Source organism: Carboxylicivirga fragile (genome assembly GCF_050589805.1).
GTDB lineage: Bacteria > Bacteroidota > Bacteroidia > Bacteroidales > Marinilabiliaceae > Carboxylicivirga > Carboxylicivirga fragile.
In genome coordinates, this window is record NZ_JBNGOY010000076.1 from 1 (window position 1) to 16,078 (window position 16,078).

At 37.8% G+C, this 16,078-nt stretch carries 14 protein-coding genes; 9 read left to right on the plus strand and 5 right to left on the minus strand.

The genetic code is table 11. The annotated features are described in order from the left end of the window. Positions 1-1,449 precede the first annotated feature (1,449 nt). From rplS to ACRD7B_RS21610, 4 genes are all read right to left on the minus strand, one after another. The gene (rplS, locus tag ACRD7B_RS21595; RefSeq protein ID WP_430826745.1) at positions 1,450-1,797 is read right to left on the minus strand and encodes a 50S ribosomal protein L19; all 348 of its coding nucleotides are present in this window, start codon (positions 1,795-1,797) and stop codon (positions 1,450-1,452) included. Positions 1,798-1,935: 138 nt separating this feature from the next. Continuing rightward, positions 1,936-2,205, minus strand: coding sequence for a hypothetical protein (locus tag ACRD7B_RS21600; protein ID WP_430826746.1), 270 nt, complete (start codon positions 2,203-2,205; stop codon positions 1,936-1,938). Then, positions 2,183-2,560, minus strand: coding sequence for a phage holin family protein (locus ACRD7B_RS21605; RefSeq protein ID WP_430826747.1), 378 nt, complete (start codon positions 2,558-2,560; stop codon positions 2,183-2,185). The genes ACRD7B_RS21600 and ACRD7B_RS21605 overlap by 23 nt, the downstream gene beginning before the upstream one ends. Before the next feature lie 134 nt (positions 2,561-2,694). Beyond that, positions 2,695-2,982 (minus strand): YtxH domain-containing protein, encoded by a 288-nt coding sequence (locus ACRD7B_RS21610; protein ID WP_430826748.1) that lies wholly within the window; start codon positions 2,980-2,982, stop codon positions 2,695-2,697. Positions 2,983-3,328: 346 nt separating this feature from the next. On the opposite strand from ACRD7B_RS21610, the gene ACRD7B_RS21615 reads away from it, so the two are divergent. The 4 genes from ACRD7B_RS21615 (at position 3,329) to ACRD7B_RS21630 (ending at position 8,743) form a co-directional block, all read left to right on the plus strand. Continuing rightward, entirely contained in the window at positions 3,329-5,539 is a 2,211-nt protein-coding gene (locus tag ACRD7B_RS21615; RefSeq protein ID WP_430826749.1) for a RelA/SpoT family protein, read from the plus strand. 79 nt (positions 5,540-5,618) lie between these two features. Continuing rightward, a complete protein-coding gene (locus ACRD7B_RS21620; RefSeq protein WP_430826750.1) occupies positions 5,619-6,725 on the plus strand; it encodes a universal stress protein in 1,107 nt (368 codons plus the stop codon). A 32-nt stretch (positions 6,726-6,757) separates the two neighbouring features. Then, the gene (locus tag ACRD7B_RS21625) at positions 6,758-7,681 is read left to right on the plus strand and encodes a hypothetical protein (RefSeq protein ID WP_430826751.1); all 924 of its coding nucleotides are present in this window, start codon (positions 6,758-6,760) and stop codon (positions 7,679-7,681) included. Between the two features lie 27 nt (positions 7,682-7,708). After that, positions 7,709-8,743 (plus strand): threonine aldolase family protein, encoded by a 1,035-nt coding sequence (locus ACRD7B_RS21630; RefSeq protein ID WP_430826752.1) that lies wholly within the window; start codon positions 7,709-7,711, stop codon positions 8,741-8,743. Between the two features lie 253 nt (positions 8,744-8,996). Here ACRD7B_RS21630 and ACRD7B_RS21635 read toward each other — a convergent pair whose 3' ends face one another. Further along, the gene (locus tag ACRD7B_RS21635) at positions 8,997-9,599 is read right to left on the minus strand and encodes a transposase (protein WP_430826753.1); all 603 of its coding nucleotides are present in this window, start codon (positions 9,597-9,599) and stop codon (positions 8,997-8,999) included. Between ACRD7B_RS21635 and ACRD7B_RS21640 the strand changes: the two genes are divergently transcribed. The 5 genes from ACRD7B_RS21640 to speA all read left to right on the plus strand — a co-directional run bounded on the left by ACRD7B_RS21640 (position 9,586) and on the right by speA (position 15,874). Continuing rightward, positions 9,586-10,488, plus strand: coding sequence for a rhomboid family intramembrane serine protease (locus tag ACRD7B_RS21640; RefSeq protein ID WP_430826754.1), 903 nt, complete (start codon positions 9,586-9,588; stop codon positions 10,486-10,488). The genes ACRD7B_RS21635 and ACRD7B_RS21640 overlap by 14 nt on opposite strands. A 227-nt stretch (positions 10,489-10,715) precedes the next feature. Beyond that, entirely contained in the window at positions 10,716-11,918 is a 1,203-nt protein-coding gene (locus ACRD7B_RS21645) for a saccharopine dehydrogenase family protein (protein ID WP_430826755.1), read from the plus strand. Next, positions 11,882-13,066 (plus strand): carboxynorspermidine decarboxylase, encoded by a 1,185-nt coding sequence (gene nspC / locus ACRD7B_RS21650; protein WP_430826756.1) that lies wholly within the window; start codon positions 11,882-11,884, stop codon positions 13,064-13,066. The genes ACRD7B_RS21645 and nspC overlap by 37 nt, the downstream gene beginning before the upstream one ends. A gap of 32 nt (positions 13,067-13,098) precedes the next feature. Further along, positions 13,099-13,953, plus strand: coding sequence for an agmatinase (speB, locus tag ACRD7B_RS21655; protein WP_430826757.1), 855 nt, complete (start codon positions 13,099-13,101; stop codon positions 13,951-13,953). Between the two features lie 28 nt (positions 13,954-13,981). Further along, a complete protein-coding gene (gene speA / locus ACRD7B_RS21660) occupies positions 13,982-15,874 on the plus strand; it encodes a biosynthetic arginine decarboxylase (RefSeq protein WP_430826758.1) in 1,893 nt (630 codons plus the stop codon). Positions 15,875-16,078 lie beyond the last annotated feature (204 nt).

The following is a 16,078-nucleotide window of genomic DNA, read 5'->3' on the forward strand; positions in this document are numbered from 1 at the left end:
TGTGGGGTAAATGTCTTTCGTTTCATAAATACAGTTCAAAATTAAAACTTTTTTGTCTACTCTTAAACTGTCCAGTTTTTGGGGAAGCTTACAAATGGACATAAAGAATCTGAGATGTTATACGAAAATAATCAATTCATAAAATATCTTGGACGCTGGGACAAAGAAGGTAATTTAATAGAAGAATGAAAAAAACAGAGTGTAACAATTAGCCTTCAATAAAGGGTTGCTTGCACGCGCTTTACATTGAAGTAGATGTTGAACTAAACAAAGTGACAATGTCCAGACTAATAGCCTTTTATCTATAGTAGTTTTAAAAGCATTTATTGAGGGACACCCCGATAAGCGTAGCAACTAAATAACCTTTATCGTTTGGCGTTAGCGTCTCGCTACGTCGTGTTTAAAAAGGCCTCTGGCCTGTATAAGTAACAAAGCCTTGTAATTGCAATTTAATAATTAATTGTAAGGCTTTTATTTAGCTCTTAATGGTGTAATTGCTTCGGTTTAATTATTGTGTCTAATCTGTATTAGATTTGCATTTATTTTATTGAAATTAAATCAAACGAATTCCTCGAGGCTTGCCCTAGGGATAGTCAACTTTAAGTATTTTCTTTTTCATCAAGTCAGAGGCCTTTTACTGACAGATACGATTTAGATTGTGACAGCATCAATAAATTAACTGACTGATGCGATTTGGGCAGTGACAGCATCAATCCTCAGATGCGCGTAGCAACTAAATAACATACATCGTTCGGCGTTAGTGTCCCCCAGCTGGCGAAGATTTGTAATCTTGTGCCACTAGCTCGCCTTAGTCCCTATCTCCTCATCCCGGCCTTCTCCACATGGAGAAGGAGTCAGCACTTTTTGAGTTTGCAGGGATGAAAATGAAAGATAGCTTAAAATTCCATTAACGGTAATACTGCTTACTAATCAAATCCGATAGCTATCGGATGCTCCTTAAAAATAAGACACTTTGGTTATGCATCGGCATTTACCATTGTAAATTTTTAATAGCACTTTCAGCGCATTTAAAAATACAATTGGTATAATTTGTGTTTATTCGTGGGCAATATTTTGTATTCCATAATATTCCAAAAAGTTACTAATTAACCTTCCTTCGTTAAAAACAAATACATTGCTTTCCCCATAAATAGACACCAATCAACACGAGGATGTCCAAAATCTAAGCTCGTTCATCGTAGTCGAGATGAAATTTGATTAACACTGATTATCAACCAATAATCACTTCGACATGCTTCGGCAAGCTCAGCAAGCACTCAGTGAACGGATGCTTTCCAAGTTTTTGGACACCCCCGTTTATCGTGGCACTTAAAACATGTAAATTGTTCGGTTCATCACATTGTTCGGCGTTAATCTCAGTCATCAAACGATTATAAAACAAAAAACCCCGCTAATGCGGGGTTTAAGTTACCATTTAAATATAATGGCTTAAACTCTTTTCTCTTTGATACGAGCTTTCTTACCAGTAAGTCCACGTAAGTAATACAACTTAGCTCTACGAACTTTACCTTGGCGTAGTACTTCTACTTTGTCGATAAAAGGAGAGTTGAAAGGGAAGATACGCTCAACACCAACGTTGTTCGAAATCTTTCTAACAGTAAAGCGCTTGTTAGCACCTTGTCCTTTAATCTGAATAACCACACCTTTAAAGATCTGGATACGCTCTTTGTTACCCTCACGAATTTTGTAAGAAACTGAAATGTTGTCTCCAGGACCGAATGCTGGTAATTCAGTTCCACCTTCAAATGCCGCTTCGGCAATCTTCATTAAATCCATTTTTCCTTTATTTATAGGATTAATACGCTCCCCGCAATATTACATGACTCCCTCGTTCAGTAAGAGATTACGCGAAATCGGATGCAAAAATAGTACATTACAATAAAATAATGAAACTATTTGCCTTATTTTCTTTAGCTAAGCTTCGTTTTTTTCGTCTGAAGTAGGCTTAGTTCGACTAAAAAATTGAGCTATAAAATTTTTAATCATGGTAACAACAGGGTTCACCCATTCCGAAACCAAAAGTGGAATAAGGCGAGCAGGACTAAGTAATAGACCTAGTTCGATGTATTTTAGTTGCAATTTCCGCTCACTAAATTTTATTTGGTAATAGAGTTTCATTTTCTCGTTTTCGAAATCCTCAAACGATTCAATGTGCTCATATCTATTTTTTGATGGATTCGTCATAGTTCTGGTAATTAGGGAAAAACAATTCGATTACTGATTTAATAATGGGCTTTTCAATTAGTTTTTTTCGTACGCTTAAAAATAGTAGACCACATAACATGTAAAAACCAGCAACAATAACAAAGCCCAATTCATTACTGTCCAAGACACGACCTAGCCACAAGGCCACGGCCATAGATAAAAATAGCAGAGCGAAAAACATAAGGTAAAATAGAACTGTTTTTACGATAAAGCCGGAAAGAAATTGTGAAATGCTTTGAGCAGAGTGTAGTTTAATTAAATCAACCTGTGCTTTCACATATTCTTCAAAGTCGTCCTTAACTTCTTTTACTTCATCGCTTAGGCGATCTTTCATAGATGTGTGTTTTGTTGGTTATTGTTGGAAATATAATGAAAATTCAAGGATAACAGAAAAGAAAGAACCCAGAAAGCTGTGCCTCTGGGGTTCTTACTTAGGTAATAAATTAAGTGTTTTCACAATTAAGAATATTAGTTAGGACCATGTGTTGGTTCCAAAGTGTTTTTGTACTCCTTAATTAAATTCTCAATTTTAGTTTCTAAGTCGGCCATTTTCTTTTTCATTTCATCCTTTAATTCACCGCCTTTTACCTTAATTTTTTCACGCATGTGATCCAATTCTCCTTCCATTTCTTTTAGCTTAGCTTTAAGCTGATCACGCGTATCCGATCCTTTTTGTGGAGCATAGAGTAAAGCTAAAGAAGCTCCTAATGCGGCACCTGTTAAGATGCCTCCAAGAAATAATCCTGTATTTTTCATAGCATATTTATTTAATGATTATTAATGTCAATAAGTTACAAAAGTCAAATAAGCATGTCAAATTTATTGGTCTAACATTTATGGGCTTTCGTGTAAAAACGAATTTACGCATTACAATTGATTTTATTTCTTAAAAATATGGAATTAAACTTTGATTAAGTTAATTGTGGCAATTCCTTAACGGAATGATCTTCTTCTGATTTAAGCAGGTTCATTCTTCAAATTTACTAACAGGGCATTCAAGTGTAATGTTATTCTTCCGACTTAAATTCATTTAAGATCGAAATTGACTTTATAAATTTATAACTTTACACAGCTAAAAAGTGACGTAATCATTTTATTAAGGATGAATTTAAACGAGACCATAAGTGTAGAGGAGAAGAGCCAAATTACTAAGGCTTACCGGGAATTGTTGAAAGAAAGTGATTCTCTTCGTGAGAAAGATGATGTTCAGCAAGTACGCAAGGCCCTCGATCTTTTGTTGGAAGATAAAGGACAACTTAGTCGTAATGGTGCGGGTGAATTATATGTGCTTGAATCCTTAGAAGTATCTTTAATAATTACGCGAGAGATTGGCTTGGGGCGGACTGCGATCATATGTGCCCTATTGTATCACCCGGTTCTGGAAAAGAGCATTTCAGTGGAAGAGGTAAAGCAGCACTTTGGAGAACAGGTTGCTGGTATTACCGGTGGACTTGTGAAAGTAGCTGAGTTATATGCGAAAAATACATCAATACGTAACGAAAACTTCAGAAAGCTATTATTGACTTTTGCCGAAGATATTCGCGTGGTGCTTATTATTATTGCTGATCGTTTGCGTACCATGCGAGCCTTAAAATTATACAGTGCCGAAGATCAACAACGCATAAGTGGTGAAGTTGGTTTTTTATATGCGCCTATGGCTCATCGCCTTGGTTTGTATGCCATAAAGTCGGAAATGGAAGATCTGGTGATGAAGTTTTCGAACCAGAAAATGTACCAATACATCGCCCGAAAGTTAAATGAGACGAAACGAGCCAGAGAAAAGTACATTGCTGCCTTTATCGAGCCTCTTAAAAAAGAGTTGGAAAGTCAAGGACTTCAATTCGAGATTAAAGGAAGAACAAAAACTATCCATTCCATTTGGAATAAAATAAAAAAACAGGATACGGAATTTGAACATGTATTTGATTTGTTTGCCATTCGAGTAATTTTAGATAGTGAATTACGAAACGAAAAAGCGGAGTGTTGGCAGGTTTATTCTGTTGTTACCGATAAATATCAACCTAACCCAAGTCGTATGCGCGATTGGATATCGGTACCAAAATCCAATGGTTATGAATCGTTGCATACAACTGTGCTGGGACCTGATAAAAAATGGGTTGAAGTACAGATACGTACCCATCGAATGAATGAGGTGGCCGAAAAAGGATTAGCTGCTCACTGGAAATACAAAGGTGGCAAGGGCGAGAAAGGCATGGACGAATGGTTGTCTAATGTTCGTGATATCCTTGAAAATCCTGAATTGAATGCGGTTGACTTTATTGATGATTTCCGATTAAACCTGTACGACAAGGAGGTTTTTGTATTTACACCCAAAGGGGATTTAAGACGTTTGAAAAAAGGTGCTACCATACTTGATTTTGCCTTTGAGATCCATTCTGAAGTAGGTAAAAAATGTGTTGGGGGAAAAATTGATAATAAGAATGTACCCATTAAACATCAGCTTAAAAATGGTGATCACGTTGAGATTCATACCAGTAACAATCAGGAGCCGAAGCAAGACTGGCTGAATATTGTAGTTACTTCAAAAGCCAAAAGTAAGCTAAAGCAGGCTTTGCGCGAGATGCAATACAAAGAAGCCGAATTAGGTCGTGAGTTATTGGTACGGCGTTTAAAAAACTGGAAATATGAACTAAATGATCAATTATTAAATCAACTGGTTAAGTTTTTTGGTTATAAGAATATACATGATTTTATGCGCGCCATTGCCATGGAGCAAATCGACATGGCTCGCATTAAGGATTTTATACTTGATATTGAGAAGAAGGAAATAGCAGAAGAAGAACAGGAGGAGCGAAGTGCGGTTAATTTTGTAGCATCCGAAGATGAATTGCCAAGCGACGATGTACTAATGATAGATCAGAGCCTCACCAATGTTGATTTTACATTGGCTAAGTGCTGTAATCCAATTTTTGGGGATGAGATATTTGGTTTTGTGGCATCCATGGGAGGAATTAAAATTCATCGTTTAACATGTCCCAATGCCAAGGATATGCAAACAAGGTTCGGATACCGAATTGTTAAAGCACAATGGACCAATGTTAAAGGCAATAGTTACCAGGCGACATTAAAAGTAACTGGTGTTGATGATATAGGAGTTGTTACGAATATCTCCCAATATATATCCAAAGAACTCAAGGTGAAAATCCGATCCATGAGCATCGATTCAAACGAAGGCGTTTTTGAAGGGAATTTCACGATTTATGTGGATAATACGCAGGTGCTAAATCTGTTGATTAAAAAAATTAAAACTATAAAAGGGGTCTATACTGTTTCGAGGGTAGGTGTCATATAATTCACCAATGTTGCTTGATTTTTTGGATTTTTGGTCTTAACTTTTAAGAAAAGTGTTCTAATATCTAAACAAAAGCACCATGGAAGAAAAAATTGTCACACTAGTCGTTTTGTCTTTCGAAAAAGCACACATATTAAAAACAATGCTTGAGGTCGAAGGCATAAGTAGTTTTCTTGAGAATGCAAACCTAATTCAAGGCGCCGTATCGCAAGGTGTTAAGGTGAAGATAGAAGAGTCTTCTCTCGAGAAAGCAATGGAAGTACTTGAAAGTATGATGCACGAAGAATTTGCCATGCCAGATTCACCACCTGTTCCGCCACGAATATTATTACCTGTCGATTTTTCATCTTATTCGAATAAAGCAGCCGATATTGCCTTTGATTGGGCCAATGTTTTAAGGGCCGAATTAATGGTTATGCATACTTATTTTAACCCAATTATCAGTACCATGCCTTTCTCCGATACTTTTGCCTATGAGATGAATATGGAAGAATTGGTGGTTGAGTTGGAGGATAAGGCAAAGGATGGCATGGAGAAGATGTTGGCCTATCTGAATGAAAAGAATGATAAATTAGGCAGTAATAAACTGGTAATTAAGTCTGAGCTCATTAAAGGTATTGCTGAGGATGAAATAGTGAAGTATAGTAAGCAGTATCAACCATCGGTTGTAATCATGGGTACACGAGGTAAAGATCAAAAAGTAGCCGATTTAATAGGTAGTGTAACCGCTGAGGTGATGGAGCGATCCAAATCACCTGTTTTTGCTGTGCCTGAAGATTTTAATTACCAGGGAATCGATAGTTTAAAGCACTTGTCGTATGCCACCGATTTTATGGATGGTGACTTCAAAGCCATTGAAATTTTGGAGAAAATAGTGAAACCACTTGGTGTAACTATTATTTGTGCTCATGTGAGTTCAAAAAACAGTTCGCAATGGGATGCTGTGCGATTGCAAGGCTTGAAAGAGCATTTTAAGAAGTACTATGACGAGAAAAATGTGGATTCGTATCTAATCGAGCATGAAGACTTTTATTTAGGCTTAGAAAGTTATGTGCATGAACAAGGGGTGGATGTTCTATCTTTCACACGCAGAAAACGTGGTTTGATTAGTAAATTGGTTAATCCTAATATTGCCAAAAAAATGCTTTTTCACTCCACCACACCTTTATTGGTTTTTAACGATTGATTTACTACTTTTAATGGCAAATTAATTGCCATATGGAGAGATTTAGAGCCGGCAAAAAAATAGCCGGCTTTTTACTTATTACTTTGTTGGGAAGTATAATTACGCTGAATGCTCAATATAGAGTAACTGGTGAAATTATTGACGTGGATAATGTGTATCACGATATTGTTGTGGTGCAAAAACACGATGGATCTCAAGAAAAAATAAAGGTAAATTCTCTTGGCAAATTCATTACTTTGCTTGAATGGAATAAGGTTTACCACCTGAGTTTTAAAAAGCCCGGATATGTGTCCAAGGTAATTGAGTTTTCTACTGTAGTGCCTAATAGTGTGCATCGGCAAGGTATTCAACCATACGATCTTCCTGTTCGTCTATTTAAAGTTTTCAATGGGGTTGATACCATTTTTTTTAAAAACCCTGTAGCTAAAATACGGTATGAATTAGATGTCAACGATTTTGCAGCTGATAAAGATTATTCGCTCAATGTGAAATACCGTTTGGAGCAAATGCGAAAAGGAGAAAAGCCGTCAAATGAAAATCAATTGAACCGAACTAAGGCCAAGGTGAGTAGCACCAACTCGACCACCACAAAAAATACAGGTGTTAATAAAAATGATAGAGTTACAAGATCGAAGGACTTTACCAAGGAGATTGAGCAAGATGTCATTGAAAATGAAGTGCTAGTTGATGCTGAGATAATTGAAACGGATATTCCTGCTTTAAAAACGAATTATCCCATAGGTAGAACCGATGAACATTTTGAATTGAAAGGGCGATCGGTGAAACGAACCATTATTAATGAAGGCAATGTTCGTAGAGTGTATTTTAGTGTAAAACATGATTGGGGAGGTGAGTATTTTTTTATTGATGAAGCTGAAATAGGCTGTCGCTGTATTTCGGAAAAAGTATATCACAATGCCATAGATAGATTGGTGACGGCAAAGGGAAATAAATAGATCCATTATTGATTTAAACAATATTAAATGAAACGATTAAGAGGTTTTGCAAGCGATAATAATGCAAGTGTGCATCCTGATATTATTCAAGCTTTAATAAATGCAAATGAAGGACATGCTGTAGGTTATGGCGATGATGTTGTGACTGAACGAACTCGTCTTTTATTCAAAGAGGTTTTCGGCGAAAGTGTGGAGCCTTTTTTTGTTTATAATGGCACAGGTGCTAATGTTATTTCTATTCAAGCCTTAGCACGGACTTTTAATGCGGTTGTGTGTGCCCGTACTGCCCATATTAATGTGGACGAATGCGGTGCGCCAGAGAAAATTTCGGGTTGTAAGCTTTTACCAATCGATACGGATAATGGAAAGATTACGGTAGAGCAAATAGGCGCTTTTATGCATGGTTTCGGTTTTGAACATCATGCTCAACCAAAACTGATTTCAATAACTCAGGTAACGGAGCTTGGGACGGTTTATACGATTGAAGAGATACGGAAGATAGCGGATTATGTGCATGGCTTGGGTTTATACTTGCACATGGATGGGGCGCGTTTGGCTAATGCTGCTGCTGCTTTGGAGTGCTCCTTGGCTGATGTATCGTTCAATGCTGGTGTTGATGTCTTGTCCTTTGGAGGTACTAAAAATGGACTAATGTTTGGCGAAGCTGTGGTGTTTGCCAATGCAGAATTAGCCGAGAATGTAAAATACATTCGTAAGCAAAGTACGCAGTTACACTCTAAATTGCGTTATACCTCTGCACAATTCGAAGCTTTATTATCGAATGAGCTTTGGTTAAAAAATGCAAAGCATGCCAATGAGATGGCTCAATTGCTTGCGGGTGAAGTATGGGAAATTGAAGGCATTGAAATTACCCAGCCTGTTGACTCAAATGGTGTATTTGCAATCGTGCCCAAGGCTATTATACCGAAACTACAAGAAGAGTTTTTCTTCTATGTGTGGGATGAAGCGCGTTCGGAAGTACGCTGGATGACTTCGTTTGATACCACCAAAGAGGATATTCAAGAGTTTGTAGCAGTGCTTAAAAAGGCGATGGCTGAATAGGACTTAATGATAAGTTGTTAATGATTAGTGATTAAAGGAGCGGCTCTCTTTTGCAAGCTGCCAATAAAGAGCGGCTCCTTTCTGACATTAAAAGAAATAGGGCAGTTTTTTTTAATACATTGGTAGAGTATTCGTTTACATTTAGCAGCTCTATCTTTCAAGATGGTTAAAAAAGTTGCTCCTTCAGTTCCACGGAGCGGCTCTCTTTTAAAAGCTGCCAGTAAAGAGCCGCTCCTTTTAGTACTCCTTAAAATTATTCTAGTTCAAGCTCTTTACGTTCTTCATGAACTACGTTATGGTATTTCAGAAAGTTATCACGACCATCGTAAATATCTAGTACCAAATCTCGATCAATTTTGGTGGCTTTATTTGAGCAAATTGCGTTATATGAACTAAAAGTATAAGATGAAAAATTCTTTATTATGCCATGCTTCTCTGGATTATAGTGCGTGTAAAATATGAGGTATTTCAAATATTCATCAGAGCTAATGTTTAGTCGTTTGTATTTGGGGGCAAACAGATTGCCTGTGCGTTTCTCTTTGGTGTTGATACTCATAGCATAGGTGATAAATAGTTTCATCAATTGACGAACAGCTAATTGACCACAATCTTTTAATTTGTTTGCATTCGTATTCGGTGGTTGACGGTCATTAATTTTTACGACCATATGAAAATGATTTGGCAGCAAGCAATATGATAGTATTGACATGTATTTACTAAGGAATTTATCCATTAATTTGAGAAAATATTTATAATTATCCGTGGAGAAGAAAATATCTTGTCGATTAGTACCTCGGTTAAACAGGTGGTAGTATTGACCTGCCAAAATTGGTGTTGATGTTTTGATTGATGACATAATAGACAAGTTAATTTATAATTGGGGAAGTTTCAAGGGAGCCGCTCTCTCTTTTAAGATGATTGGGGGCTATGGAGCGGCTCTCTTTTGTAAGTTGCCAACAAAGAGCCGCTCCTTTAGTGCTGTCACGCGTCCTTCTGGCATGATTGTAGTTGTATTTCTGCCATATTGGCTCAAACTGATGCTTGGTTTGGTATTTGATAATGAAGGGCATATATTTAAATACTCATATAAATTTATGCCCAAAGCCTCAGATATAGAACTCAAAAAAGTTAAAACAGCACTGGTAATTCCATTGTTCTTTTTAATTGTTTCATTTGGTATTAAGTTAATTGAGACATTAGAAGGCTTTAGTTTTGTAGAGTGGGGTGTTAAACCCTTGTCAATTGAAGGTTTGCCAGGTATTTTATTATCGCCACTGATACATTCTGATTGGGAGCATTTTTATGCCAATGCCGTGCCTATATTGGTCTTGGGTGTTGCGCTGTTTTATTTCTATCGAGGTATCTCCATAAAAGTATTTGTATTTATTTATTTACTCACTGGTATTTGGGTCTGGATGGGCGCACGTGAGTCTTGGCACATAGGAGCAAGTGGTGTCATATATGGTTTAGCTGCGTTTCTTTTGGTTAGTGGTTTTTTACGTAATTATATTCCGCTGATGGCTATTTCCTTAATTGTGGTGTTTTTATACGGAAGTATGATATGGGGTATTTTTCCATTAAAATGGGATGTACCTTATTCATGGGAGTCGCATATGTGGGGGTCTGTAGCGGGTACTGTACTGGCTTTATATTATCGAAAACAAGGGCCACAGAAGCCTGTTAAAGTTTGGCCCGAGGAAGAATATGAATACCCATACTGGGAAATCAACGAAGAAGATAAGTAGTGCAAGCTCATATTAATAGAACTATTTTAGCCACCTTAATTTATTTTCAAATTTCAGTGTCTTGTGCTTTTTTCGATTAATTAATTTATTACATTTGTCCACATTTTTTCAGGATCGTCTTTTAGTGATTGTATGTGACTGAAATAAAATGCTTTGTAATGTTTTTGTTGAGTAGGAATAACGATTCTCTTACTTGATTTTTTTGTTTTAGTAAATCTGATTTAAAAATGAACAAAGTACTTATTATTGGAGCTGGTGGAGTTAGTAATGTGGTGGTTCACAAATGTGCTGCTCTTCCTGAGGTATTTGGCGAAATTATTTTGGCCTCTCGTACCAAAAGTAAATGTGATGCTATCGCTAAAGCGGTTAAAGAACGCACAGGTAAATCTATACTAACCGAAGCGCTCGATGCTGATCAAACGGAAAATACAGTAGCATTAATCCGAAAGCACAAACCTCAGTTGGTCATTAATGTTGCTTTACCTTATCAGGATTTGGTAATTATGGATGCTTGCCTCGAAACGGGTGTGCACTATATGGATACTGCCAATTATGAACCTAAAGATGTTGCAAAGTTTGAATACAAATGGCAGTGGGCTTATCAGGATAAATTCAAAGATGCCGGCCTGACAGCTTTGCTAGGAAGCGGTTTCGATCCAGGTGTTACCAATATGTTTTGTGCCTATGCACAAAAGCATTTGTTTGATGAAATTCATAATATTGATATAGTTGATTGTAACGGTGGCGATCATGGTAAAGCCTTTGCAACGAATTTTAACCCTGAAATTAATATTCGCGAAATAACATCACGTGGCCGTTATTGGGAAGAAGGCGAATGGCTTAGCACGGATCCACTTTCTGTAAAACAAGATTTTGATTTTCCGGGTGTTGGTACACGTAAAATGTACCTGATGTACCATGAGGAGATGGAGTCGCTTTGTTTAAATATCAAAGGCTTGAAACGTATTCGTTTCTGGATGACTTTTGGAGAGGAATATCTGACTCATCTGAGAGTTATGCAAAACATCGGCATAACACGAATTGATGAAGTAGATTATAAAGGACAGAAAGTAGTGCCTTTGGAGTTCCTTAAATGCATTTTGCCCGATCCGGGTTCTTTGGCTGAAAACTACACCGGTAAAACATCTATTGGTTGTGTTATTGAGGGTATTAAAGACGGTAAAAAACTACGTAAGTTCATCTACAATATATGTGACCATGCCGAAACGTATAAAGAGGTTGGTTCACAAGCAGTATCATACACAACAGGTGTGCCAGCGATGATTGGTGCTAAAATGATTCTTGAAGGGCATTGGAAAAAAGAAGGTGTCTTTAATATGGAACAGTTAGATCCGGATCTTTTCATGGAGGATTTAAATAAGTATGGCTTACCTTGGCAAGTAGAAGAATGGAGCAGTTCGGTGGAATAAATCTTTCGCATTATGAATTAGCCAACTTAAAAACACCATGTTACGTCGTTAATGAAACGCAACTTGAACGCAACCTCAAGTTGCTAAACGATGTGCAAACAAAAGCTGAGTGTAAAATTTTACTTGCTTTTAAAGGTTTTGCAATGTGGCGTTTGGCACCTTTGGTAATGCGGTATTTAAGTGGTACATCAGCCAGTTCGGTAAGCGAAGCGATGCTTGGTTATAATGAATTCGGAGGCGAGTTACATGTGTATGCTCCAGCCTTTTCGGATGCTGATATGGCTGAACATGTAAAAATGGCTAATCACATTGTTTTCAATAGTCCAGGACAATACAAGCGTTTTAAAAGTCTGTTGGCTGATCATCCTAATATTCAAGCGGGGATACGCCTTAATCCGGAACATTCCGAAACAGATACGGCCATCTATGATCCAAGTGGCCAATATAGTCGCCTTGGTACAACCTATAACAATTTGCTTGAAAATATAGAGGATATTGAGGGAATAACAGGTTTGCACTTTCATAACCTCTGTGAGCTTAATGCAGATGCTTTAGAGCGAACTTTAGCAGTGGTAGAAGAGAAGTTTTCGTTTCTCTTTAAGCGCATATCATGGATTAACTTTGGAGGAGGACATCACATTACTCGCTCGGATTATGATGTTGAAGCCTTGATTCGAATCATCAAGGCATTCAAAGTAAAATACAAGCTGGAAGTATACCTTGAGCCGGGAGAGGCCATCGCTTTAAATACGGGTGTATTGGTTTCAAGCGTAGAAGATGTCTTTCATAACGATATGGACATTGCCATACTAGATACTTCGGCAACGGCTCATATGCCCGATGTGTTGGAGATGCCCTATCGACCCTATATTCTGAATGCCGATGAAGCGAATAAAAAGGAGTTTACCTACCGTTTGGGTGGGGTAACTTGCTTGGCAGGCGATGTAATTGGCGATTATAGTTTTGGTAAGCGACTGAGAGTTGGTGATCGTTTGATTTTTGGTGATATGGCCCATTATACAATGGTTAAGAACAATACCTTTAATGGGGTGTGCTTACCGTCTATATACTTATATAACGAAGAAACTGAGAAATGCCGTGTGGTAAAACATTTCTCTTATGAAGATTATAAAGGAAGGTTGAGTTAATAGAATTAAACGTTTTTGATAGCAGCTTGCATATGATGGATTATTCAAAATACTTTTGTGGGGAAGATGGTTATTGCCTGGATTATAATGCGGCAAGAATTGCTATATTGCCTGTGCCTTACGATGGTACCAGTACCTGGATAAAAGGGGCTGATAAGGGGCCGGAAGCAATCATTGAAGCATCTGGCACACTTGAGATGCTCGATATTGAAACGGGTACGAATGTCTCGAAGAAAGGTATTTTTACCATGTATCCAATTACAGAAAGCCAATCGCCGGAATTAATGAGTCAGGCCGTTGAAGATGCCATTGGTGGTTTATTGAGAGATTGTAAATTTCCGGTTTTGATTGGAGGGGAGCACTCGGTCAGTATTGGTGCCTTTAAAGCCATTGCAAAGCATTATCCTAAGTTTAGTATCCTACAATTCGATGCACATGCCGATTTACGTCAAAGTTATGAGGGATCGGAATACAATCATGCCTGTGCCATGCACAAGGCAATGGAACAGGCTCCAATCGTTCAGGTAGGTGTCAGAAGCATGTGCGAAGAAGAGAGTGTTTTTGTGAATAAAGAGAGCATGTTTTTTCGCCATCAATTACGGCAAAATCCTTTGTGGCAAAACGATGTGCTCAATCAATTGTCAAAGGAGGTGTATATTACCATTGATCTGGATGTATTTGATCCATCTATAATGCCCTCGACAGGTACGCCCGAACCAGATGGTTTACTTTACCACGATGTGCTTTCAATGATAAGGAAGGTAGCTGAAAGGCATACAATAGTAGGATTCGATATCGTTGAACTGTGTCCAAATAAGATTAATAGGTCGCCTGATTTTTTAGCAGCTAAGCTAATTTATCAGATATTGAGTGAGGTATTTAAATAGTGTTTTTGCTTGTTGATTAATTTTTGCCATGAGAAAATGGAATGTAGAGGACTCTAAGGAGTTGTACAATATAGAAGGATGGGGAATCAATTATTTTTCCATCAACAAAAAAGGCAATGTTACAGTTTGTCCCAATAAGGACGATGTTAAAGTTGACCTGAAAGAAGTTGTTGATGAATTACAGCTTCGTGATGTGACAACACCAGTCTTGTTACGTTTCCCAAATATCTTGAATGATCGAATACTGAGCATGACCAATTGCTTTGAGCAGGCTAAAAATGAATTTGATTACAAAGGGGAGAATTTTGTTGTTTATCCAATAAAAGTCAATCAAATACGGCCTGTTGTTGAGGAGATTGTTAGTCATGGTAAGAAATTTAATGTTGGACTTGAGGCGGGATCTAAGCCTGAGCTGCATGCTGTGATTGCAACAAGCGTAAATACCGATTCATTAATCATCTGTAATGGCTATAAGGATGAGGATTATGTGGAGTTGGCACTATTGGCTCAAAAGATGGGACGCAATATATTTTTGGTTGTTGAAAAGCTTAATGAGCTGCGTATCATTAATGATATTGCCAAGCGCCTCAAGATAAAACCCAATATTGGCATTAGAATTAAGCTCGCCAGCTCTGGTGCTGGCAAATGGATTAGCTCGGGTGGCGATGCCAGTAAATTTGGATTAAATGCCAGTGAGTTGCTTGAGGCCTTAGATTTCATGGAAGCTCATCAATTAAAAGATTGTCTTCGTCTAGTGCATTTTCATATTGGTAGTCAGGTAACTAAAATCAGAAGAATAAAACTAGCGCTGCGCGAAGCGGCTCAGTTTTATGTGCAAATGCATAATCTTGGGTTTGGCGTTGATTTTGTGGATATAGGTGGTGGCTTAGGTGTTGATTATGATGGAACCAAATCGGCCAACAGCGAAAGTAGTGTCAATTATTCGATACAAGAATATGTGAACGATGCCATTTGGTGCATGGTGGATGCAAGCAATAAAAATAATATACCGCACCCAAATATTATAACTGAATCAGGTCGTTCGCTAACGGCACACCATTCGGTACTCGTTTTTGAAGTGTTGGAATCAACATCTGTTCCAAAATGGCCCGGAGAAGATGAGCTCAGTGAAGAAGATCATGAATTGGTAAAAGAACTTCATGCTTGTTGGGAGGTGCTCAACCAGAGTAAGATGATGGAAGTATGGCACGATGCTCAATCGGTGCGTGAGGAAGCATTAGATCGCTTCAGCCTTGGTTTGCTCGACCTGAAAACGCGCGCTCAGATTGAACGTTTGTTTTGGTCCATTGCAAGCGATATCTACAAGATGACTCAAGGCTTAAAGCATGTGCCTGATGAGTTTAATAATTTATCCAAGCTGTTGTCCGACAAGTATTTTTGTAATTTCTCCTTATTTCAGTCTTTGCCCGATTCGTGGGCCATTGATCAGATATTTCCGATAATACCAATTCACCGTCATGCAGAGCAACCGGTTAATAATGCTACTCTGCAAGATATTACATGCGATAGTGATGGTAAGATTGATAGTTTTATATCCACGCGTAATTTTTCTCACCATCTACCCGTGCATCCCTTAAAAAAAGGTGAATCGTACTATGTTGGTGTTTTTCTGGTTGGGGCTTACCAGGAGATATTGGGAGATTTGCATAATCTGTTTGGCGATACCAATGCAGTACATATCTCAGTTGATGATAAAGGTTACCATATTGATCAGGTGATAGATGGTGAAACGGTGGCCGAAGTATTAGAGTATGTTCAATACAGCCCTAAAAAGATGGTGAGAGCAGTTGAAACATGGGTAACATCATCGGTGAAAAAAGGAAAAATATCCTTATCAGAAGGCAAAGAGTTTCTTTCTAATTATCGATCTGGCCTATATGGTTATACGTATTTGGAATAAGGGGTTTAATCAATATAATAGGTTTAACCCGGGTTATGCAGTAGGAGTCATGAAATGACGAACTATCTGCATTTAGCAAGGGCTAACCCCGTCACGATAATTATCGTGATAGAAAATCACCATTTTGGTTTTTCTCCAAAATGGATGAGATACTATATCGCTATGCATTTGGGCTTAATTTTTATTTCAAATGCATAGATTGGG